The organism is Flavobacterium sp. FlaQc-49, assembly GCF_044005985.1.
Taxonomy (GTDB): Bacteria; Bacteroidota; Bacteroidia; order Flavobacteriales; family Flavobacteriaceae; genus Flavobacterium; species Flavobacterium cupriresistens.
In genome coordinates, this window is record NZ_JBIPCS010000010.1 from 37,649 (window position 1) to 59,582 (window position 21,934).

At 34.8% G+C, this 21,934-nt stretch carries 16 protein-coding genes; 1 reads left to right on the forward strand and 15 read right to left on the reverse strand.

The features are described 5' to 3' along the window. Positions 1-3: 3 nt before the first annotated feature. From ACHRV3_RS18010 to ACHRV3_RS18080, 15 genes are all read right to left on the reverse strand, one after another. Entirely contained in the window at positions 4-1,911 is a 1,908-nt protein-coding gene (locus ACHRV3_RS18010; RefSeq protein WP_395435781.1) for a DUF3857 domain-containing protein, read from the reverse strand. Positions 1,912-1,975: 64 nt separating this feature from the next. Then, on the reverse strand, positions 1,976-2,428 hold the full coding sequence (gene dtd / locus ACHRV3_RS18015) for a D-aminoacyl-tRNA deacylase (RefSeq protein ID WP_395435780.1): 453 nt from the start codon (positions 2,426-2,428) through the stop codon (positions 1,976-1,978). 244 nt (positions 2,429-2,672) lie between these two features. Continuing rightward, on the reverse strand, positions 2,673-3,650 hold the full coding sequence (rsgA, locus tag ACHRV3_RS18020; protein WP_047778974.1) for a ribosome small subunit-dependent GTPase A: 978 nt from the start codon (positions 3,648-3,650) through the stop codon (positions 2,673-2,675). Positions 3,651-3,789: 139 nt separating this feature from the next. Then, the gene (locus ACHRV3_RS18025; RefSeq protein ID WP_395435779.1) at positions 3,790-7,107 is read right to left on the reverse strand and encodes a VIT domain-containing protein; all 3,318 of its coding nucleotides are present in this window, start codon (positions 7,105-7,107) and stop codon (positions 3,790-3,792) included. A 376-nt stretch (positions 7,108-7,483) separates the two neighbouring features. Continuing rightward, positions 7,484-9,139, reverse strand: coding sequence for a hypothetical protein (locus ACHRV3_RS18030; RefSeq protein WP_395435778.1), 1,656 nt, complete (start codon positions 9,137-9,139; stop codon positions 7,484-7,486). Positions 9,140-9,249: 110 nt separating this feature from the next. After that, a complete protein-coding gene (locus ACHRV3_RS18035) occupies positions 9,250-10,332 on the reverse strand; it encodes a bifunctional 3-deoxy-7-phosphoheptulonate synthase/chorismate mutase type II (RefSeq protein WP_047778976.1) in 1,083 nt (360 codons plus the stop codon). A 13-nt stretch (positions 10,333-10,345) separates the two neighbouring features. After that, positions 10,346-11,203: a prephenate dehydrogenase gene (locus ACHRV3_RS18040; RefSeq protein ID WP_047778977.1), complete on the reverse strand. Its 858-nt coding sequence runs from the start codon at positions 11,201-11,203 to the stop codon at positions 10,346-10,348. Between the two features lie 373 nt (positions 11,204-11,576). Next, complete coding sequence (locus tag ACHRV3_RS18045; RefSeq protein WP_395435777.1) at positions 11,577-12,722, reverse strand: pyridoxal phosphate-dependent aminotransferase; 1,146 nt, start codon at positions 12,720-12,722, stop codon at positions 11,577-11,579. A gap of 211 nt (positions 12,723-12,933) precedes the next feature. Continuing rightward, the gene (locus ACHRV3_RS18050; protein ID WP_395435776.1) at positions 12,934-13,761 is read right to left on the reverse strand and encodes a prephenate dehydratase; all 828 of its coding nucleotides are present in this window, start codon (positions 13,759-13,761) and stop codon (positions 12,934-12,936) included. A 952-nt stretch (positions 13,762-14,713) separates the two neighbouring features. After that, positions 14,714-15,469 carry a JAB domain-containing protein gene (locus tag ACHRV3_RS18055; RefSeq protein ID WP_395428134.1) on the reverse strand — a complete coding sequence of 252 codons (756 nt, stop codon included), beginning with the start codon at positions 15,467-15,469 and terminating at the stop codon, positions 14,714-14,716. A 376-nt stretch (positions 15,470-15,845) separates the two neighbouring features. Next, a complete protein-coding gene (locus ACHRV3_RS18060) occupies positions 15,846-16,121 on the reverse strand; it encodes a hypothetical protein (protein WP_395435775.1) in 276 nt (91 codons plus the stop codon). 1 nt (position 16,122) lies between these two features. Further along, the gene (locus tag ACHRV3_RS18065; RefSeq protein WP_395442787.1) at positions 16,123-16,350 is read right to left on the reverse strand and encodes a hypothetical protein; all 228 of its coding nucleotides are present in this window, start codon (positions 16,348-16,350) and stop codon (positions 16,123-16,125) included. 108 nt (positions 16,351-16,458) lie between these two features. Further along, positions 16,459-18,879 carry a ribonucleoside-diphosphate reductase subunit alpha gene (locus ACHRV3_RS18070; protein WP_395435773.1) on the reverse strand — a complete coding sequence of 807 codons (2,421 nt, stop codon included), beginning with the start codon at positions 18,877-18,879 and terminating at the stop codon, positions 16,459-16,461. A gap of 263 nt (positions 18,880-19,142) precedes the next feature. Then, complete coding sequence (locus ACHRV3_RS18075) at positions 19,143-20,132, reverse strand: ribonucleotide-diphosphate reductase subunit beta (protein WP_047778999.1); 990 nt, start codon at positions 20,130-20,132, stop codon at positions 19,143-19,145. A gap of 336 nt (positions 20,133-20,468) precedes the next feature. After that, entirely contained in the window at positions 20,469-21,038 is a 570-nt protein-coding gene (locus tag ACHRV3_RS18080; protein WP_047778983.1) for a DUF3109 family protein, read from the reverse strand. A gap of 258 nt (positions 21,039-21,296) precedes the next feature. Here ACHRV3_RS18080 and ACHRV3_RS18085 point away from each other — a divergent pair, with 258 nt between their 5' ends. Next, positions 21,297-21,875 carry a MarC family protein gene (locus ACHRV3_RS18085; protein ID WP_047778984.1) on the forward strand — a complete coding sequence of 193 codons (579 nt, stop codon included), beginning with the start codon at positions 21,297-21,299 and terminating at the stop codon, positions 21,873-21,875. The last annotated feature ends 59 nt before the right edge of the window (positions 21,876-21,934 follow it).

Consider the following 21,934-nt stretch of genomic DNA (forward strand, 5'->3'; position numbering starts at 1 on the left):
GGATTAGTTCTTTATTAGTACAATTTTGGCGTTATCATTTTTTGCTACTTGCTCCATAAAAAGGCGGTATTCGTCGTATTCTTTATTAGAATACTTTCCTTTATTTAAAAACATAGAGCGTTTGTATGTCAATTTATTATTCTCTTTTTTAATAATTTCTGTTTTGTATTCTCCGAATTTCCCTTTCAACTCGTAAGGGGCAGGCAAAAATTCAATACTAAAACCCGCTGGCAGGTTAATTTCGATTTCATCTGAATCCAGATATCCACGTTGAATTTGAAATGGATTTTTTCTATTTCTGATTCGTTTTACATTACCACCACTCTGATTGAAGGCATCCACAACAAAAATCATTTTGTTAGCTGAAATAGTAGCATAACTCTCCGCACTTACATGAATATTTTCTGTAAAACGGATATTCTCTTTGTCATTTGTAAAGGTTATTTTCTCTAATTTTAAATTATTGATATTATCCCAATATTCTTTATAGTGTGCTTCTTTTTCATTTGGTGGCAGATGTTCTACTCTTGCCTTCGAATTGTACTGAGACCCGTCTGACACAATTGAAACTGAGCCTGTAAAACTTCCGTTTTCATCTAAAGTATAGGTTCCTTTATCGGTTTGTGCATTTCCTTTATCATCGTATATTTTAGTTCTTACAATAACCCCTCCTTCAGGCTTCACCACTAAAACGTCTCTGTCATCTGTAAATATTCCCTGATAACCAAAAGGATCATCCTGACTTGTGCATTCTAACCAGGTATAACTATCCCCTGTTGGAATTGCCAAAATCATATGGTTTCCCTGCATGGAAACAAAGTCAGATTGAATATTTCTTTTATAAGTATCTCCATACAAAATTGTATTATAGGAAGGAACATCAACGGTTTGCAGCAGTGCTTTGGTATAATTTGTTAGTGCCTTGCAATCTCCATATCCCAAACGGTCTACGTCTGTTGCGTACATTGGTTTCCAACCTCCAATACCAATAGCGATGTTTACGTATCGTGATTTTTTCTGAACATAATCATAAATGATTCTTGCTTTCTTTACAGGATCTTTTTCGTTACCAACAAGTGCTTTTATTTTGGCAATAGTTTCTTCCGGCAGGACTGTAGTTCCTGTTAAAATCTTATCTCCATACCATTTACCAAAGGCTTCCCAAGTAGTAGCCGTTCCATCAACACCTTCTAAGTGAAATTTCTCCACTCCCATCATTACTCTCGGAAAAAGATCGCTGTAAGACGGACTAAGGTCTTCGGTTTTTTGCGCTAGAATCGTACCCGTCACATAAGACAATTGGGTATTGGTATCTGTAGTTTTTTTAATATCAAAACCTGAAAATGCGAATTCCTTCTTTTTAAATCCGAGATCATTGGGGTAGGTAACATTTAGAACACTTTTTTCAATGCTCAAATAATAACTAGCCAAAGGATACCATTGGGGTATAAAAGCCGTATTGGAAGTCTCCACTTCACTAGTATAAACAATCGTAAAAGGATAAGAAACGGGTGTATAATCTAAATAAACAATTCGATTATCTGAAAAAAGAGTGCTTCCGCTTACTGTGCTTAGATCTTTAAAATCTTTTCGTCTAATTTTCTTGATTTCAAGACCAAAAGCATCGTAAACAATAGCTTCAATACTATTTACAGAACTCGTTTTATCATAATGTTCAAATGCTTCAACTAATTTTAATCCTTTTTCATTCAAAACCGTTACCACTTTTTGTGTTTTAATCGTCATATCTCTTTGCGAAGCAATTTCAATATCAATTTGATTTAAACGAACAACAGCATTGGCATTTTCTTTGAGACTATCTGCAATAGAAGCTGAAGTGTAGAAGTTTTTCTGAGCAAAAGAGACAAGAGAAAACAGGAAAAAAAATAACGTGTAAAAAGAGCATTTCATTAGTAAAAAATTTCGTCAAATATATAGTATTTTCTGACGTTGTTAACAAATCCTTAAGACTTTTTTACTCCCTGTTTTTACTGTCCATCAAAATGGTAACCGGGCCATCATTTAACAAACTGACTTTCATATCTGCACCAAAAATACCCACTTGTACTTTTTTGTTAAATTCTTTTTCTAAAGATGCTACAAAGGTCTCATACATAGGTATGGCAAATTCCGGTTTCGCCGCTTTTATGTAAGAAGGACGATTCCCTTTTTTAGTAGAAGCATGAAGTGTAAACTGACTTACCACGATGATATCACCGTCAATATCCTGAACTGAGCAATTCATAACCTCATTTTCATCAGCAAAAATTCTCATTTTAAGTATTTTTCCGGTCAGCCATTCAATATCATCCTGTGTATCGGCCTCTTCAATTCCGACTAAAATCAACAATCCTTTTTGAATATCAGCAACCTTTTTCTGGTCAACCGTTACTGATGCTTCTGAAACTCTTTGAATAACTACTTTCATAATATGGTGGTGAATGGTAAAATGTCATTTGCAATGATGCACAGCAGTAGAGATGCACACCCGTAGAGATGCACAGCAGTAAAGATGCACAGCAGTAAAGATGCACAGCAGTAAAGATGCACAGCAGTAAAGATGCACAGCAGTAGAGATGCACAGCAGTGCATCTCTACCGTTTTTATAAATTTAAATTCACAAACCACCCCGTTTGGAATTTGGAATTTAAAAAATTTGGAATTTAAAACTCTTATTTCCTCAACTCGTCACTTGCTTTTCGGTCTTCGTCATAAGAATCCGTACGATAATTTTCATCATCTCCTTCTAAAATCTTCAAATAACTGTTATAACGGGACCAGGCAATTTCATCTTTTTCTAAAGCCGCTTTTATGGCGCAATGAGGTTCTTCCTTGTGAAGGCAATTGTTGAACTTACATTGGTCTTTTAATTTGAAAAATTCAGGGAAATAACCGCTGATTTCTTCTTTTTCCATGTCTACGATCCCAAAACCTTTAATTCCGGGGGTATCGATGATTTTTGCATTAAAAGACAAATCGTACATTTCTGCAAAAGTCGTTGTATGTTGCCCTTGTTTACTGGCTTCAGAAATGGTTTTAGTTTTAAGATGCAAAGAAGGTTCCATCGCATTTACCAAAGTTGATTTACCAACACCGGAATGTCCTGAAAACATACTTACTTTACCGATCATCATTTCTTTTAACTCTTCAATACCTTTCATTTCTGTTGACGAAACACGAAGACATTTATAACCAATTTGTTGATAGACATATTGCATATACAATTGATCTTCTAAAGTAGGTTCATCAAAAGTATCTATTTTATTAAAAACCAAAATCGTTTCGATATTGTAGGCTTCAGCCGTTACCAAAAAACGGTCGATAAAGTTGAATGTTGTCGGTGGATTATTAATCGTTATCAATAAAAAAACCCGATCAATATTCGAAGCGATAATATGCATTTGATGAGACAAATTCACCGATTTACGAACGATATAATTTTTTCTTTCGTGAATGGTGTGAATCGTTCCTGTTAAAGTATCAGAGGTTTCTTCGAGTTCATAATCCACAATATCTCCTACGGCTATAGGATTGGTACTTTTAATACCTTTCATCCTAAACTTCCCTTTCATACGGCATTCTATAAAATCTCCATTTTCAGATTTCACAGTGTACCAGCTCCCTGTAGATTTATAAACGAGTCCTGTCATTTTTTTATTTTAGATATCCGGTTTTAGATTTTAGATTGCTCTTAAATCTAAAAAATTAAAAGGCAAAATTACGTTTTTAGAATTGAACAACGCAACTTCGCCTTTTAAAATTAGAAAACACCTTCTAAATTTGACAGGCTTACCACACAATTTCTGCTAAAAGCTCATTTTCTTTTACTTTCCCTAGTTGAATGGTTTTTAAAACTCGGGTCGTTTTTCCTTCTTTGGTGGTATAAATCTCAATCATTACGGTTGCCGGACCACTTTCTGTTAATTCACGTTCGCCAAAATAATTCGTCTTGATTTGGTATTTCCCTTTCACAGCATTTCTGATTAAATATTGCTCCGGCCCATAACCTTGTGTAAAATCTTTTGAAAATTTTGCTCCGGCTTCTGTTACCGTATGACCATAATAACATTCTTCACCTGTTGGTTCAATAATATGCAAGTCTAAATCAACATCCATCAGGTTCCAATTCATAACAACCCGAATGTCTATCGGCATTTTTTTAAGATACTTTTTATCTAATTTATCCGAATTCAAACCTTTATGTTCCAGCATCAAACGGTTAATATCCATTAGAATAATATCTTCAACTCCTTCATACTGTCCGCTCATTTCTCCATAATAATTTACTTCAAGTGCTTTTATCAATTGATCAAAAGCTTCCTGATATTTCCCTGCATCTTCCAGAGCCAAGGCATAATCACGCAAACTTTGTGGCTCGTGTGCTCTCCATTTTGCAATTTGTTTTGCTGTAAACAAAGCATCGTCGTAAGATTTCCACTGACGTAAGGTATACGTCAGAGTTTTGTAAAGCTGATGGTTCTCTAATCCTAAATCAGCAATGTTGCTAATTACCTGCAATGCTTTTTTCACATCACCCTGATTGTAGAAAAAGTGCGCCACATCAAAATAAAAACCCGGATTTCTCTCCTGTACCTTTCTTAATTCAAAATACAACTCGTATTGTTTTTCTTTTGGTGCTGCTGCCAATGCTTTTAGGTACAAACGATCCGAATTCCATGTTTTAGATTCCTTTTGGCTCTTGTCAAAATTTATATCCCCAGCTCTAAAATTCAAAGTATCACTAATGGTTTCTGCTTGCTCCCGCTTTTCCTTATTTGCATTTGCTTCTTCAGTGATCTCGTTTGCTCTGGCCACAACAGGGGAAACAAACTTCACCTGATCTACCTGCGCGGCTGGAGGAGGAGGCACATCGTTAGCTTCACCTTTTGAATATGCAGCCTCTGAAACGGGTTGTGTAGCATAAGAGACCGATCCTCCCTCGCTTCTCATACTTAATGCTGATGTGACTACAACTTCATTTAGTGCCCGTGAACTCTCTTGTAACCGTACCGTAACCTCATTGTTTCTGCCAATATTGAATGAATCGGTATCCAATCCGACATAAGAAACGACAATGGTACTGTTTTCAGAAGCTTTTACCCTAAATTTCCCATCAAAATCAGCAGCAACACTTTCCATATCTGATCTAACAGAAGCTCCGGGCAAAGGCTGATTTTGTTCATCTAAAACAATACCCGAAACATAGCCGTTTGTAATACTCGAATTTCTTCTGAAAGTCGTTAGCGAAACCGTATTTGATCTTCCTCCGGGTTTATTTTTTGGCTTCGGCAAAGGTTTTGTCCTTGTATATTTGATATTTTGTTTCCACCAGGAATCTAGCTCTGTAAAATAATCATCAATATTCTCCCAATTATTTTTCTGCTTGGCCAGGTTTGTATCCTGTTCCTGTTTTTTAATTCTGTCAAATTCGGCACGCAATTCTGCAGGAGGGACAATATCATACGCCATATAATCGCGAAGCTCTTCTAAAACAATCAGCGAAGTATTCTTGGTTATAATTCCGTACTTTTTTCCTAAAATCTCAATTTCTTCCGCATTTTTATCGTACTGCAAATCAAGATTAGCTATTTTTTTCTGAGCCCATAACTTTTCGATACTAACATCTGTAGTATTTTGAACAGCCGCATCCAGCGTAATTTTTCGTTCTAAAATTGCCTCACCAGAATATCCAAACAACAACGTGATTTCATTTTTCGGATTCAGTGAAATTCCAGCAAAACTAAAATTCCCCGAAACAGAAGCTCCTTTCATCGGATACAAATCTGTAACCGTAAGATTTTCTTTTATCCCCAAAAACTTCAGCGTGTTATTGGTCAATTTATCTAAAGCATTAATCGGATTTAATTGATTCAGATTAATAAAATTACCTCCAGTCTTCATCGATGCATAATTCAAAAAAGTAAAATCAGCAGAAACGGAAGAGGTAATTGTATAAATTGGCTTATTCGTTTTTGGTAAAACATTCTCGCTCAAAGAAGATAATCCATCCGAAAAGAACAAGAACTCATCGTGATTTGGGAAATTTATTTTAGAGAAACGGGTACCACCATCATACTTTGTGCTTTGCAATACGTTTTTTAACGCAGACCAATTCCCATTTGATATCACATAATCATTATCCTTTTCAAAAGTATAATTCAGGAAATACAAACTTACAGTCGTATTTTTTATTTTTTGAAAATAAGCGTCTAGCAAATCCAATTCCTTTTTCAGATCACGATTCTGGCAACTCAAAGAATTATCCCAAACCAAACCGATTGAAGCCGGCATTTTTTTAGCAATCTTATTTCCTTCAATAAAAGTACTTCCATAAAAATAATGTTGATCCTGTACCGTCTGCATTACTACACTCGGAATATTCTGCTGAATGGGAATTTTAAAAAGCAACTTTTCAGAAGGCTGATAATTTTCCTTTTTTAATGAAGTCTGAAACGATTGATTCCATTTTGAAAAAGCAATTTCCTCGCCTAAATTTTCCGCAATTGTCGGAGATGCAGCTGCCCCTAAAACCGAAACATTCAACTCAAATTTATCCAGTTTAACCGGATAACGACTAACTAATTGATAGGCTAAATTATTCTTATCAAAAGCTGAAAGCTCTTCTTCGTAACCAATAATTACAATTCGCTCTCCATTTGGCATCAAAGGATAAATTCTGGTTCTGAAGTTGTTTCCATCTACTTTCTCCAATAATCCCGGATCAACGCGACGGTGTTCGATCGCTTCGAAAACCTGTTTCCCTTTATTTTTATTTACCGGAACTGCTTCGCGCATTTTCCCGTTTATATCAATAGCATACCTCGAAACCGAAACATTTTCAGGTAACGGAAAAATAAGTTCTGCTTCCATCTGACGGTTCCCCGAATTGAAAAAATGCATTTCGGCAGTCGTGTAAGCGATATTCCCTACCACTTTTACATTGACGATGAGCTGACTCATTCTGACTTTTTGAGCTTCCTCTCCTTTGACTGTTAACTCAGGACTTTGCGCAAAAGTTTTCGCTCCTAAAAACAATAAAAAACAAAGCAATAAATTCAATTTTAGTTGAATCTTTTCCGGCTTAAATGGGTACATTTTTGATTTCATGACACGAAAGTTAAGATTGTATATCACTATAGAGGCAAAAAAAATTAAAAAGGTTGGGAAGAAAAATAATTTATTTTAAAAAAGACGGTAAATAAATGCTCTAAACCATATAAGTGGTGTAAGTTCATTTAAAAAAATTGGCGAGATAGCTATATCAAAAAATCTCCCATATTTTTTACAAAGTGACGGAGATTAAATTTTAGTCGTCAAATTCTACAAATTCATTTGAAACAACACTTCTATTTTTCTAAAAACTTAACTGATTTGAAAAAGTCACTATCTATTGGCTATTTTACTTGGTAATGGCTATTTTCCGCTGAATAACTTTGAGTTTAAAAAAAAAGCTGTGAAAATTCACAGCTTTTTTTAAATGATTTTATTTTTCTAAAAATAATCTTCCAAGTTTATCTTGTTTTTTTCTCGAAGAATATAAAATTAATTCATCTTTCTTTTTTCTGAAATAAACCCCCGGTCGAAGTACCAATTCATTTTCAATCACTTGCTCTGGATCTTTTCTTATCATCCCACCTTTATTATCAAATATAAAAAGTGACGGAACTGCATTGTTATAGTTGCCAAGTGCTTTTATTTTTTCGATATCAGTAACGCCTTTATTCTTAACATTATCGTTAAAAATCAGATTTAACTCACCATCACGATAGATCGGTATCGCTCCCATATATTCAGGTCCTTTTCCTAAATCTACAAGAGGAATCATCATACTTGCACCTACTGTAAAACTACCATTTCCAGCTATAAAACCTAATGACAAAGACATCGTAACAATTGATGCCACTTGCTCTTTTGGTAAAACATTACTCCAATCTAAAGACCCATCCGGTTTCAAAGATGTTATAATAATTTCGTTTTTTACGTATGTTACCGGTGTGAAAGCCAATGGTCCTATTCCTGAACTTCTTCCAACCACAACATATTGCAACTCAGACAGCACAATTAAACCACCATCTTCTTTTTCAATAAGTGTAGTAATACTGTACAGAGGCTTAATATCTTTCCCTTTTTTAGCTCTTCTCTCCCCTATTAACTTAACTTTTGTTTCATAATCAAACTCTTCAAATTTTACTTCTTTAGCAGTATTTGTCCCAAGGTCAATCGTGGCATTGTAAACCCCTTTTAAATCTTTATTCCCTTTACCGTTATCTCTTACACTGGAATAAAAACCAACTATTTTTAAAGTGTTTTTTGATGTAGAAATCATCTTACAGTTTATGATTTCTTTTCCTTTTATATCGACATCAACAACCTCTTTTTTATAGCTATTACTATTTTTGAAGGTATGGATCTGAAACTTCTCAATTTGTTCTTTTTGTTTTGAATCTCTGTAACTTTCATTTATGACTAAGAAAACATCATTCTGAAAATTCACTTCAAAATCCGAAATAGTAAATTCGTAGTCCTTTTTGCTATCATCGAACTTTACTTTTTCAGCATTCGCAAAAAGTACATTTAATTTATCATCTATTAATTTCACTTCATACTTAACAGCGTCTTCCTTAGGAAACAAAGAAGTATGCATAACCAATAAAGTGCTTTCATCAGGAGATAATTTGAAATAAAACATTCCTCTTTCTGATTTTTTAGCTACAACAGAATTAAACAAAAGAGTTGTTTTCTCGCTTAAAACACCCTTATCCGAAATACTGGCGCCAATCAGATTAAAAATCTTCTCTTTTCTGTTATAAACACTACCGATAGCATACAAATTATCGTTTAATAAAAATATTTCTTCAAAATCTACTTCCTTGTCATCGTGCTTCGGAATAACAATAGGATTTGAAGAAATCATCTTCATAGACTGAGATTCAAATATTTTAAGAAAAAAATCATTCTTTCCCGAAATTGCCAAAGCATAAATCTTATCGCCGGTCTCTCCGATAATTTTTACAATTTTTTGTTTATCATCCGGTAACTCGACACCATACGTCAAGTTTAGTTTATCAATCTTATTTTGAGCGTGCAAATTCATGCCGCATAAAACAAGTAAAAGGAAAGCAAAAGTAATTTTTTTCATGTTTTAAATTTTCGGCAATGATACCGCTTTTTTTAACACAGAAAAGCCTGCTTCACAAAAATGAAGCAGGCTTTTTTAACAAAACAATACTGACTCCTAAGTATCAGCTATTAAGCATTGAAAACTTTTTCCTGGTGACCAATACTTTCCTGGTGAATCGCTTTAAACATTCTTAAAACGAACTCTTCTGTAAGTCCTTTTTTCTCTCCTTCCAGTATCATTTTCCCTAAAATTTCATTCCAACGATTGTTTTGAAGAATCGCAACGTTAGCTTCTTTTTTCACCTGACCAATTTCGTCTGCTACTTTCATACGTTTTCCTAATAACTCTAATAAGTTAGCATCTAAAACGTCAATATTAGCTCTTAATTTAGTCATTTTTTGGCTGTACTCATCTGTAGTATCATCCGTTTTTCTGATGGTCAAATCTTTGATGATTTGTTTCAAAGCGTCCGGAGTAACTTGTTGCGCAGCATCAGACCAAGCGTTGTCCGGATCGTAGTGCGTTTCGATAATCATACCGTCGTAGTTCAAATCTAAAGCTTCTTGTGTTACTTCAAAAATCATTTTACGATCTCCGGTAATATGAGATGGATCGATGATTAAAGGTAAATCAGGGAATTTATTTTGCAATTCGATTGCAATCTGCCATTCCGGAATATTTCTGTATTTTGTTTTTTCGTAAGTAGAGAAACCTCTGTGAATAACCCCTAATTTCTCAATTCCAGCCATATGCAAACGCTCAACACCACCTAACCATAAAGCTAAATCCGGGTTTACAGGGTTTTTCACCAAAACAATTTTATCAGTACCTTTTAAAGTGTCAGCAATTTCCTGAACCGCAAAAGGATTTGCAGTTGTACGGGCTCCAACCCATAAAACATCAATATCGTGCTCTAAAGCCAATTTACAGTGTGCTGCAGTTGCTACCTCAGTTCCCATAAGTAAACCAGTTTCTGCTTTGGCTTTTTGTAACCATTTCAATCCAATTTCACCTACACCTTCAAATCCTCCCGGACGCGTTCTTGGTTTCCAGATTCCGGCTCTGAATACACTTACTTTAGAATCTTTTAATTCACGCGCAATTTTCAATACCTGATCTTCTGTTTCTGCACTACATGGTCCAGCTATCACAAGTGGGTGATTTAAATTGAAATCTTCTAACCACTTTCTCATTTCTTTTTTATTTTCCATCTTTTTTTTTAGTTTATTTTTTAATAGTAATTCCGTTTAATATCTCTTTAATTTTATTTACACTTTCCATTTCTTCAAAAATGGCATTATAATTATCATCTGCTAATAAATCTTTAAACTGAGTCAGATTCGCAATATATCCTTCTAAGGTTTCAATTACATACTCTTTGTTTTGTTTAAAAATTGGTGTCCACATAGCCGGTGAACTTTTGGCCAAACGAACGGTACTTTCGAATCCACTTCCCGCCATATCAAAAATATCCTGTTCGTCTTTTTCTTTATTCATTACCGTTTTCCCTAGCATAAACGAACTAATGTGCGACAAATGCGAAACGTAAGCGATGTGTTTGTCGTGCGAAATCGGATCCATATATCGAATCCGCATTCCGATTTCTGCAAAAAGTTGCAATGCCTTTTCCTGCAATTTGAAAGTAGTTTTTTCTACTTCACAAATAATATTCGTTTTCCCTTGAAACAGTCCTTTTATTGCTGCCGACGGTCCCGAAAATTCTGTTCCTGCAATCGGGTGAGTAGCAATAAAGTTCCTTCTTTTGGGGTGATTTGTTACGGCATCGCAAATTGGTTTTTTGGTAGAACCTACTTCAAAAACAATCGTTTTCTCTCCAACCAAATCCAACACTTTCGGCAAAATCGTCAGTGCAACATCTACCGGAACCGAAACGATTACAAAATCGGCTTCCCCAAGATCTTCCAACTTCCCTACCTGATCAATAACCCCCAAATCAATAGCTTCCTGCAAGTGTTCTTCGTTATTGTCAATTCCAAAAATAGTCGCCTTCGAATGTTTCTCTTTGATGTCTAACACCATCGAGCCTCCTATTAACCCTATTCCTATTACGTATACTTTCATTTTTATTTTTATTTAAAGCTTACTCCTGCTATCCGCTGTATCTTTTATGGTGAACCCCACCATAAAAGGATGCCGCTTCTATCAGGGCTAGGGCTTTTTGTTTTTTCAAGACCTTTATATTTTCATCATTTTTTGTCATTCCGAGGAACGAGGAATCTTCGCAAGTAACTCCTTAATCAAAAAAACCAATCTTTGTCGACCTTGCAACGGAGATTCCTCGTTCCTCGGAATGACAAACTGAGTCAAAAATCTAAAATCTACATTCTAAAATCAGAAATCTGAACTCTCAATTCAATCTATCACTTCAACTTCGCTCAGCCTGACCGTTTTCGTCATCCAAACAATCTAAAATCTAAAATCTGAACTCTAAAATCTAAAATCGATCTATCGCTTCTTGTACTTTTTCTTCTTTCACACACAATGAGAATCTAATGTATCCCTCACCATTGCTTCCGAAAATAGTTCCGGGCGTGATGAAAATATGTTTCTCGTATAATATTTCGTCTATGAACTTTTCTGCAGATGCAATTCCTTCCGGCAATTTTGCCCATACAAAAAGTCCAACGCCTTCTGCATACACTTTACAGCCTAATTTTTCTGCCAGTTGATTTGTCAATTCACGACGGCGTTTGTAAATTTTATTTTGTTCTTCAAACCAGGATTTACCAAAATTTAAAGCAGCAACCGCTCCTTTTTGAATTCCGTAAAACATACCGCTGTCCATGTTACTTTTGACTTTCAGTACCGCATCAATAACTTCTGCGTTTCCTAAAACCATTCCGACTCTCCAGCCTGCCATGTTGAAAGTTTTACTAAGTGAATTCAATTCCAAAGCCACTTCTTTTGCCCCTTCAACCTGCAATAAACTCATCGGATTATCATTCAAAACAAAACTATACGGATTGTCATTGACCAATAAAATGTTGTGTTTTTTAGCAAAAGCAACCAATTTTTCAAATAACGCTAAACTTCCTCTTGCTCCTGTTGGCATATGCGGATAACCCAACCACATGATTTTTACTTTCGAAAGGTCTAATTTCTCTAAAGCTTCGAAATCCGGCTCCCAAGCGTTGGCTTCTTTCAAATCATAATATACCGGAACAGCTCCTACCAAATTAGTCACCGAAGTATAGGTCGGATAACCTGGGTTCGGAATTAAAACATGATCACCTTCATTCAAAAAAGCCAGCGAAATATGCATGATTCCTTCTTTTGACCCCATTAACGGTAAAATCTCCGTATTCGGATTCACGTCAACACCAAACTGATTCTGATAAAAATCTGCCATCCCTTTTCTCAATTCCGGCAATCCCTGATAACTTTGATAGCCATGCGCATGCTCTTCCTGAATGGCCAATTGCACCGCCTCAATAACTGCTTTCGACGGACTCAAATCCGGGCTTCCGATACCCATATTGATGATAGACTTTCCTTCAGATTGCAGTTGTCTCACTTCTCTCAATTTGGAAGAGAAGTAGTATTCTTCAACTGTATCTAATCGTTTTGCTGTTGTAATCATGTTTTTTTTTGCTTTATGCTTTAAGCTTTAGGCCTTAGCCATATTAATTAAGATTTGGAATTTGGAATTTCAAAAATTTTGGAATTTCCACCCCTCCTATGGTTTCGTATTCTTATATTCTCCTAACCCTTTAAAATATTTGCTTTATCCCTTAGCCGTATTAATTAAGATTTGGAATTTGGAATTTCAAAATTTTGGAATTTCCCCCCTCCTATGGTTTCGTATTCTTATATTCTCCTAACACTTTAAAATACTCTGCCATTATATTCAGTAACGCTTTTGCTTTGGCAAAATCTTCGTATTTCTCGAAGGTTACGTCTACGAAAAACGAATATTTCCAAGGCGTTTCAATTTTCGGGAGCGACTGAATTTTTGTTAAATTCAATTGACAGTCACTCATTACATTTAAAACTGCTGCCAAACTTCCTCTTTTATGATCCAACTCAAATTTGATTGACGCTCTGTTGATTTCGTCCTCTGGCAAAAATGAATTCTGCTTTTTAATGATCACAAAACGGGTCATATTATTTTTGATCGTCTGAATCTCCGGTGCCAGAATCCCTAAATCATACATTTCAGAAGCCGTTTTACTCGCAATTGCTGCAATTCCGGTGAGTTGTTTTTCCTGAATTCTTCTGGCTGTTTCTGCTGTATCTTTATCTTCAACCAATTTAATATTGGGATATTTTTTCAAGAAATCCATGCATTGCAAAATAGCCATCGGGTGCGAATGAACTTCTTTTATATCCTCTATTTTCTGCCCTTTCAAAGCCATTAAATTCTGATGAATGCTCAAATAATGTTCTCCAATAATGTGTAAATTATTCTTATCAATCAAAGCATAATTAGGAATAATTGGCCCTGCAATCGAGTTTTCAATCGCCATTACGGCCTGATCGGATTTTCCGGAAAGCAGACTGTCAATTAATTCCTCAAAAGACAAACACTCATCAATAGTCACATTTTCAGAGAAATACTCTTTCACTACCTGATGATGGAAGGAACCTTTTATACCTTGTATTGCAATTTTCGTTGTCATATATTCAAAAAAAAATCCTGATTTTCATCAGGATTGTATATTAGTTTTATTTGTCTTTTACTTTTCTCAAATAACCATAGCACAATCCTCACTTCTACTAAAGAAGAAATAAAAAGAGTTGCTAAAATAAAAACGGTTATTAGTCATTTTGTTTGTGTTTTTCAATAAATACTCTGCGAATGTATAAATTATTTTTACTGCACCAAAAAAATTAATACATTTTATGAAACAAAAAGGGATTCCTTAACAAAATTACCCTCTTTTGTACGATAATGTAAAAAATAAGTCTTAAAATGAGATATAGTTAATTGGTTTTGAGGAAGATTCTGAGTTACTGAGTTGCTGAGACACTGAGATTTTACCTAGATTCTGAAATTAAAAGTATCTAAGTCGGTACGCTTTCTACTTCTTATGTCATTTCTCGACTTCGCTCGAAACGACAAAAGGTGCTCCGTTTCTATTTTTCTCAATTTTGTCATACTGAGAAACGAAGTATCTTCACGAGATAATCCGGAAAGTGAAGTTCAGCGGTATCGATTCTGCAAACGTAGATCCTTCGCTACTCAGGATGACAAACTGTATGGAGTTTCTTGTGTGATTTCTCGACTTCGCTCGAAATGAACAAAAGGTGCTCCGTTTCTATTTTTCACAATTTTGTCATACTGAGGAACGAAGTATCTTCACGAGATAATCCGCAAAGTGAAGTTCAACGGTACGGATTCAGCAAACGTAGATCCTTCGTTCCTCAGGATGACAAACTGTACGGAATATTGAATATGATTTCTCATGCCTCGAAAATGACACGATTGTACCTAAAAAACTTATGAGAGCAAAACACACTCCGCTTGTAATTTCGAAGAATGAGAAATCACACTCGCTGAGCGCGCACTGTATGGAATATTAGATGTGATTTCTCGTACCGAAAGGACACGAATGCTAAAAATTAAGACTTTTATGATTTTATCTTTTTACTAACTTGCTCTACTTCTTTTGGAGTAAGATTCAAAATAGCTGCGATTTGTTCTATTGTCATTTTCTGTTTTAATAGATTGATGATAGCCGTTTCAATTTTTTGTTCAAATTCAATCCTTAAAGACTTTTCTATTTTTGCGGTTTCCTTAAATTCTTTTGCCGATTCTTTTAATTGGTTTGTTGTTTCCTTTAATTGATTCGTCGTTTCTTTTAATTTATCCGCTTTTTCTTTCCCTAATCTGATTTCCATTTCCTGTTTGCGGATTATTTCTTCTATTTTATAAGGAACAACATATTTTAAACTTTTTTCTAATTGAGCCATCAATCCAATATTAACAAAACTCATATATTTTTCTGCACTAATAATAAAATGGTCTAAAAATTTTATATCTAAAATTTTCCCCACTTGTATTAATCGGTCTGTAGTATCCTTGTCGGCTTCAGAGGGAGTTAAATTACCACTCGGATGGTTATGCACAGCGATCACACTTGTAACACCTTTTAATACCGCAACTCTATAAACATTCATTGGTTCTGCTTGTGAAGCTTTTACGCTCCCCATACTCACTAATTCTATATACACGATTGTGTTTGCCATGTTTAGCCCTATCATCCAGAAATGTTCCTTCTCACGGTCTATTTTATTATCACGAAACAAAATCTGTCGCATGATTTCGTATAATTCATCCGGATTCGTTACACTAATTTTATCTTTATCTGTTAGCTTAACATTCATTTTTAATACATTTTAGATTCTGTAAGGTACGCAAACATAATCAATTTTGGCTGGTCAACATCTTTATTGCAGGAATAGATTTTATTACTGTTTCACTTAATAAATCAGATTTTTAATAATTGGATTAGGGTTACAAACAAAATTATTTTTAATCCATTAAATCTTTCCGACGAAGGAGAAATCACACTCGCTGAGCACGCACTGTATGGGATATTGAGTGTGATTTACTTCGTCAGTCGCTTTCGCTCGAGTGTCGTGCCGCGAAATGACACGATTGCGACTAAAAAACTAATGAGAACAACCCAACAACAGGCTGATTCTTTATTCCGATTTCCTTTAATTACGTTTCTTGAAGAAGAAGAAGAAAAAAGTATTCTTAATCAAACATAAGAAACTCGTCTATAAATTCTTTTTCCTGATTAATGTATAAAAAATACTTTCCAGTCTCTTTCTGATCCAAGAGAAGATTTAATCTAATTTTGATACACGGAGTCGGTATAAAATCATGATCTATTAAAACCGAAATAGATTTTGGAATACTTGTATTAAACTCTCCTTGCCCATACTCTTCAATATCTATTCTCTTTAAATATTCAATTGCCAAATTATAATATTCGTTTTTATTTTCAATAATAAGCTTATTCAAGTCCATTTTATTTTGGTACAATGTTACAATTAACTCCAATTTTATTCGCTTCTTCCAAAAACGCTGTAGCCAGCTTTTCATCTTCGATCTCTAAAATCACACTACAATCATCCAAAAGCCTATCTGTATTTGTTTTTGAATTCATTAAAGAAATCCCAAGATTCTCATTCTGTAATTTTGTCAAAGAAATTTTTTGAAGTCCATCTCTCCAACTTTCCATTATCACTTTTATCATAAAATTATTGATATCAAAAAAAAGCAGCTATCATTACAATAACTGCTTTTCCATTTTGTCTGATGACACTATATTAAAAATCTAAAATCTCAGATCTAATCTCTAAAATTAAGACCCGCACATTTCGCAATCCTCAGGATCTGCTGCTTGTGCTTTAAGTAACATTGCTTTGTATTCTTCAACGCTAATAGGCTCTGTTTCCGAAGCTACAGTTACCGGTGCTGCTGTTGTAGACGCTGCTGGTGCTGTTTCTTCTTTTTTATCGTTGTTTAGAGTGAATTTAATCGCATCTACCGCAGATTTCGTTCTTAGGTAATACATTCCTGTTTTTAAACCCGATTGCCATGCGTAAAAGTGCATAGAAGTCAGTTTAGAGAAATTAGCATCCTGCATGAACAAGTTTAGCGATTGAGACTGGTCAATAAAGTACCCTCTCTGACGTGACATGTCTAAGATATCTTTCATAGACATTTCCCAAACTGTTTTATACAATTCTTTGATATCCGCCGGAATTCCGTCAATGTTTTGGATAGATCCATTGTGACGCATGATTTCCTGTTTCAACGTTTCATTCCAGATTCCCAGTTTTACTAAGTCTTCTAGTAAATGTTTGTTTACCACGATAAACTCTCCTGAAAGTGTTCTTCTGGTGTAAATATTAGAAGTATAAGGCTCAAAAGCTTCGTTGTTCCCTAAGATCTGAGAAGTCGATGCTGTTGGCATTGGCGCTACTAATAAAGAGTTACGAACTCCATGTTCCATAACTTCTTTACGTAAAGCAGCCCAGTCCCAACGTCCTGACAATTCTTCGTCTTTCATTCCCCACAAATTGTATTGGAATTCTCCTTTAGAAATTGGAGATCCTTCAAATGTAGAGTACGGCCCTTCTACTTTAGCCAATTCCATAGAAGCGGTAACGGCAGCAAAGTATAAAGTTTCGAAAATTTCGTGATTCAGCTGTTTTGCTTCGTCACTTGTAAAAGGCATTCTTAACATGATAAAAGCATCTGCCAATCCTTGAACTCCCAAACCAATTGGTCTGTGACGTACATTAGAATTTTCTGCTTCTTTTACCGGATAGTAATTTCTGTCAATTACTTTATTTAAATTCAAAGTTACACGTTTGGTAACATCAAATAATTTATCGTGATCAAATTTGCCGTTTTCAACAAACATTGGCAATGAAATAGAAGCTAAGTTACAAACAGCAACTTCATCAGGAGAAGTGTACTCAATAATCTCCGTACATAAATTTGAAGAACGAATGGTTCCTAAATTCTTTTGATTCGATTTACGGTTAGCCGCATCTTTATACAACATGTACGGAAGTCCTGTTTCTACTTGAGACTCCAGGATTTTCTCCCAAATTTCTCTCGCTTTTACTGTTTTTCTTCCTTTTCCTTCTGCTTCATAACTTAAGTACAAAGCATCAAATTCTTCACTGTGTACTTCTGATAATCCAGGGCATTCGTTTGGACACATTAACGTCCATGTTGAATCTTCCTGAACTCTCTTCATGAATAAATCCGGAATCCACATTCCAAGAAATAAATCACGGGTTCTCATTTCTTCTTTACCGTGGTTTTTTCTTAAATCAAGGAAATCAAAAATGTCAGCATGCCAAGGTTCAATGTACATAGCAAAACTTCCTTTACGTTTTCCTCCACCTTGATCCACATAACGAGCCGTCATATCGTATACACGAAGCATTGGAACAATTCCATTAGAAGTTCCGTTAGTTCCGCTGATATAAGAACCTGTTGCTCTAACATTGTGAATCGCTAAACCAATTCCTCCTGCCGATTGCGAAATCTTAGCCGTTTGTTTCAAAGTATCGTAAATACCATCAATACTATCGTCTTTCATTGTCAATAAGAAACAAGAAGACATTTGAGGTTTTGGCGTTCCTGAATTAAACAAAGTTGGTGTAGCGTGCGTAAAGAATTTCTTAGACATCAACTCATAAGTCTCAATCGCAGAAGCAATATCGTCTTTATGAATTCCGATAGAAACACGCATCAACATATGTTGTGGTCGCTCTACAATTTTACCGTTTATTTTTAATAGATAAGAACGCTCTAATGTTTTAAATCCAAAATAATCATAATTAAAATCACGGTTATAAATTATAGTTGAATCCAAAACCTGAGAATTATTCTTAATTACTTCGAAAACATCGTCTGCCAATAAAGGAGCTTCTTTTCCTGTTCTTGGATTAACGTAATGATACATATCCGACATCGTTTCTGAAAACGATTTTGTCGTATTAGAATGTAAATTAGAAACTGCGATTCGAGCTGCTAATTGCGCATAATCGGGATGTGTAATCGTCATAGAAGCAGCTGTTTCAGCAGCAAGATTATCCAATTCCGAAGTAGAAACACCATCATACAATCCTTCAATAACACGCATGGCTACTTTTACAGGATCTACAAGTTCATTCAAACCGTAACACAATTTTTTGATTCTGTCTGTAATTTTATCAAACATTACCGGCTCTTTACGTCCATCTCTTTTTATTACATACATAAGCTTACTTTTTTATTGTTATTGAAAAAATGAAAGACATTGGAATAACGAATTCCAATACTTAAACATTGTGTGTTTTATTATTTTATTTTGAGAATTACAGGATTCTCAATAGTTAGCTGATTCCAATTTGAAAAACAAATTGAAATTGAGTTAAAATAATTGAATCCTCGATTTGGAAAAGGAGTTCAATCTTAAAAATACGTTATAAAAATTTCATCATTTTTAGTGTGTTGGGGTGCCACTAAAATTATTCTTGTTGTTTAAAAATCTGCATCAAAGCTAATTTTCTGAGAATCACTATCTCCGCCTGAACCACTATTCATAACTCCGGCTTTTTGATATTCTGAAACCCTTTTTTCGAAGAAATTGGTTTTACCTTGTAAAGAGATCATGTCCATGAAGTCAAATGGATTTGCAGATCCATACACTCTTTCACAACCTAACTCTACAAGTAGTCTGTCTGCAACAAATTCCAAATATTGTGTCATTAAAGTAGCATTCATACCGATCAAACTTACCGGAAGAGATTCTGTAACAAACTCTCTTTCGATACTTAAGGCATCTACTATAATTTCTTTAATTCTGTCTTTTGGAACTTTGTTTATCAAATGGTGATTATGCAAATGCACTGCAAAATCACAATGTACACCTTCGTCACGAGAGATTAGTTCGTTAGAAAATGTTAAACCTGGCATTAATCCACGTTTTTTCAACCAGAAAATAGAGCAAAAAGCACCTGAGAAAAATATTCCTTCAACGGCTGCAAAAGCAATAAGTCTTTCTGCAAACGAATCCGATTCGATCCATTTCAAAGCCCACTCTGCTTTTTTAGCAATAGCAGGGAAAACTTCTAAGGCATTAAACAACTCCGCTTTTTCTGCTTCGTCTTTTACATAAGTATCAATTAGAAGAGAATAGGTTTCGCTGTGAATGTTTTCCATCATGATTTGAAAACCATAAAAGAATTTAGCTTCAGCATATTGTACTTCGTTTACAAAGTTCTCTGCAAGGTTTTCGTTTACAATTCCGTCAGAAGCAGCAAAAAAGGCTAAAATGTGTTTTACAAAATAACGTTCTTCATCTGACAATTTATTATTCCAGTCATTTAAATCCTGATGTAAATCGATTTCTTCTGCCGTCCAAAAACTAGCTTCCATCTTCTTATACCAATCCCAAATATCGTGGTGTTTGATAGGAAAAATTACGAAACGATTTTTATTTTCTTGCAATATTGGCTCGACTTGTGACATGGCTTTTATGTTTAATTTCTGCACTCTTTTTTTACTTATTCAGTAGAGTACAAAGATTGTCATTTGTAGCCAAAAATAAAAGCCAAACTTATTCACAATCGGGCGTAGTTTTTAACAACAGTCAAAAAGTAGGATATTTTTCATACAAGTGTTAAAATATTGTAAATGAGTATTTTAAAACCCATATCAAGACCCCGCACGCCCATAAAACATAGACTTTTTATTTAAAAAAACAAGGAAATTAGGATTGTTTTTTAAACTTTTTTCAATCGTTACTTTTGCTTTTTTCGATCCATTTAGAAGCATTTCTCAGCAATAGTAAAGGCTGCCGAATTTTTATGAATTTTTAAGCTCTTGTGCTACTTTTTCAAGTTCCATATACCAGTCTTCTCCAAAGCGACGAATCAAGGCTTCTTTGACAAATTTATAAACCGGAACTTCTAACTCTTTACCCAAAGAACAAGCATCGTCGCAAATTTCCCATTTATCATAATTAACTGCTGCAAACTCTGTAAAATCTTTTACACGAATTGGATATAAATGGCAAGAAACCGGTTTTTTCCAATCTACGATTCCTTGATTATACGCTTGTTCGATTCCGCAAAGAGCGGTTTTTCCGTCAAAAATAACATACGCACAATCTTTATTGTCGATTAACGGTGTTTCAAGATCACCATCAGTTCCTTTTACCCAGGTTCCCTGCGCTTCAATGGCTGCAATCCCTTCTTTTCTCAAAAAAGGTTTTACTTTATCGTAAATATCTTCTAAGATTTTTGTCTCCGCTTCACTTAAAGGTGCCCCCGCATCTCCATCGACACAACACGCCCCTTTGCAAGCTGACAAGTTGCACACAAATTCTTTTTCAAGAATATCTTCTGAAATAATGGTTTTTCCTAATTGAAACATGATACTAAAAATACTGAATTTATAAAGTGCAAAGATAGTCAAACTATCTTGATGTCTGTGCGATAAATCCAAAGCAAAAATAATCCCTGCATTTCACCTACAAATCAACAAAACAAATCGTGAAATGTTATAAATATCACTTTTTTAATCTAAAAAACATGTTTTTATAACAAAAATGCAGGATTAGATTTTAAACAATAAAAGCCCTAACTTTATTATTTACATTTGCACCACATTTAACCTCTAAACAAATAAGGTATGTTAGAAATTGATTTTAAGGAAATTATCACTGTTGGAATGGTACTTTTTGCAGTAATTGATATCGTGGGATCTATTCCGATCATTGTAAATTTAAGAGCAAAGGTTGGCCACATCGAATCTGAAAAAGCTTCTCTTGTTGCCGGAATCATCATGATTGTTTTTCTTTTCGTCGGAGAAGGCTTCCTTAACATTATAGGTATTGATGTGCATTCTTTTGCCGTTGCAGGTTCGTTTGTCTTATTCTTTCTTGCCTTAGAGATGATTTTAGGAATCCGTATTTATCGTGACGAAGAACCGGGATCAGCTTCTATTGTTCCTTTGGCTTTTCCACTGATTGCAGGAGCCGGAACGATGACGACTTTACTTTCTTTACGCTCACAATTTCACACCATCAACATTATTATAGCCATTGTACTGAATATCATCTTAGTATATATTGTTTTGAAATCATCTAAAAAAATCGAAACTTTATTAGGAGAAAATGGACTTGGAGTGGTTCGCAAGACATTTGGAGTGATCCTTTTAGCTATTGCTGTTAAATTATTCGCTGCTAATGTTAAAGGTTTGTTCGTCTAACAGATATTTTTATAAATTTACCCCATAAAATTTAAAACAAGTGGTTTTACAGCATGTAT

Excerpts from the sequence above, each read along its gene's own strand:
- ACHRV3_RS18010 (WP_395435781.1), bottom strand. The coding sequence starts at position 1,911 with ATGAAATGCTCTTTTTACACGTTATTTTTTTTCCTGTTTTCTCTTGTC.
- dtd (WP_395435780.1), bottom strand. The coding sequence starts at position 2,428 with ATGAAAGTAGTTATTCAAAGAGTTTCAGAAGCATCAGTAACGGTTGAC.
- rsgA (WP_047778974.1), bottom strand. The coding sequence starts at position 3,650 with ATGACAGGACTCGTTTATAAATCTACAGGGAGCTGGTACACTGTGAAA.
- ACHRV3_RS18025 (WP_395435779.1), bottom strand. The coding sequence starts at position 7,107 with ATGAAATCAAAAATGTACCCATTTAAGCCGGAAAAGATTCAACTAAAA.
- ACHRV3_RS18030 (WP_395435778.1), bottom strand. The coding sequence starts at position 9,139 with ATGAAAAAAATTACTTTTGCTTTCCTTTTACTTGTTTTATGCGGCATG.
- ACHRV3_RS18035 (WP_047778976.1), bottom strand. The coding sequence starts at position 10,332 with ATGGAAAATAAAAAAGAAATGAGAAAGTGGTTAGAAGATTTCAATTTA.
- ACHRV3_RS18040 (WP_047778977.1), bottom strand. The coding sequence starts at position 11,203 with ATGAAAGTATACGTAATAGGAATAGGGTTAATAGGAGGCTCGATGGTG.
- ACHRV3_RS18045 (WP_395435777.1), bottom strand. The coding sequence starts at position 12,722 with ATGATTACAACAGCAAAACGATTAGATACAGTTGAAGAATACTACTTC.
- ACHRV3_RS18050 (WP_395435776.1), bottom strand. The coding sequence starts at position 13,761 with ATGACAACGAAAATTGCAATACAAGGTATAAAAGGTTCCTTCCATCAT.
- ACHRV3_RS18055 (WP_395428134.1), bottom strand. The coding sequence starts at position 15,469 with ATGAATGTTAAGCTAACAGATAAAGATAAAATTAGTGTAACGAATCCG.
- ACHRV3_RS18060 (WP_395435775.1), bottom strand. The coding sequence starts at position 16,121 with ATGGACTTGAATAAGCTTATTATTGAAAATAAAAACGAATATTATAAT.
- ACHRV3_RS18065 (WP_395442787.1), bottom strand. The coding sequence starts at position 16,350 with ATGATAAAAGTGATAATGGAAAGTTGGAGAGATGGACTTCAAAAAATT.
- ACHRV3_RS18070 (WP_395435773.1), bottom strand. The coding sequence starts at position 18,879 with ATGTATGTAATAAAAAGAGATGGACGTAAAGAGCCGGTAATGTTTGAT.
- ACHRV3_RS18075 (WP_047778999.1), bottom strand. The coding sequence starts at position 20,132 with ATGTCACAAGTCGAGCCAATATTGCAAGAAAATAAAAATCGTTTCGTA.
- ACHRV3_RS18080 (WP_047778983.1), bottom strand. The coding sequence starts at position 21,038 with ATGTTTCAATTAGGAAAAACCATTATTTCAGAAGATATTCTTGAAAAA.
- ACHRV3_RS18085 (WP_047778984.1), top strand. The coding sequence starts at position 21,297 with ATGTTAGAAATTGATTTTAAGGAAATTATCACTGTTGGAATGGTACTT.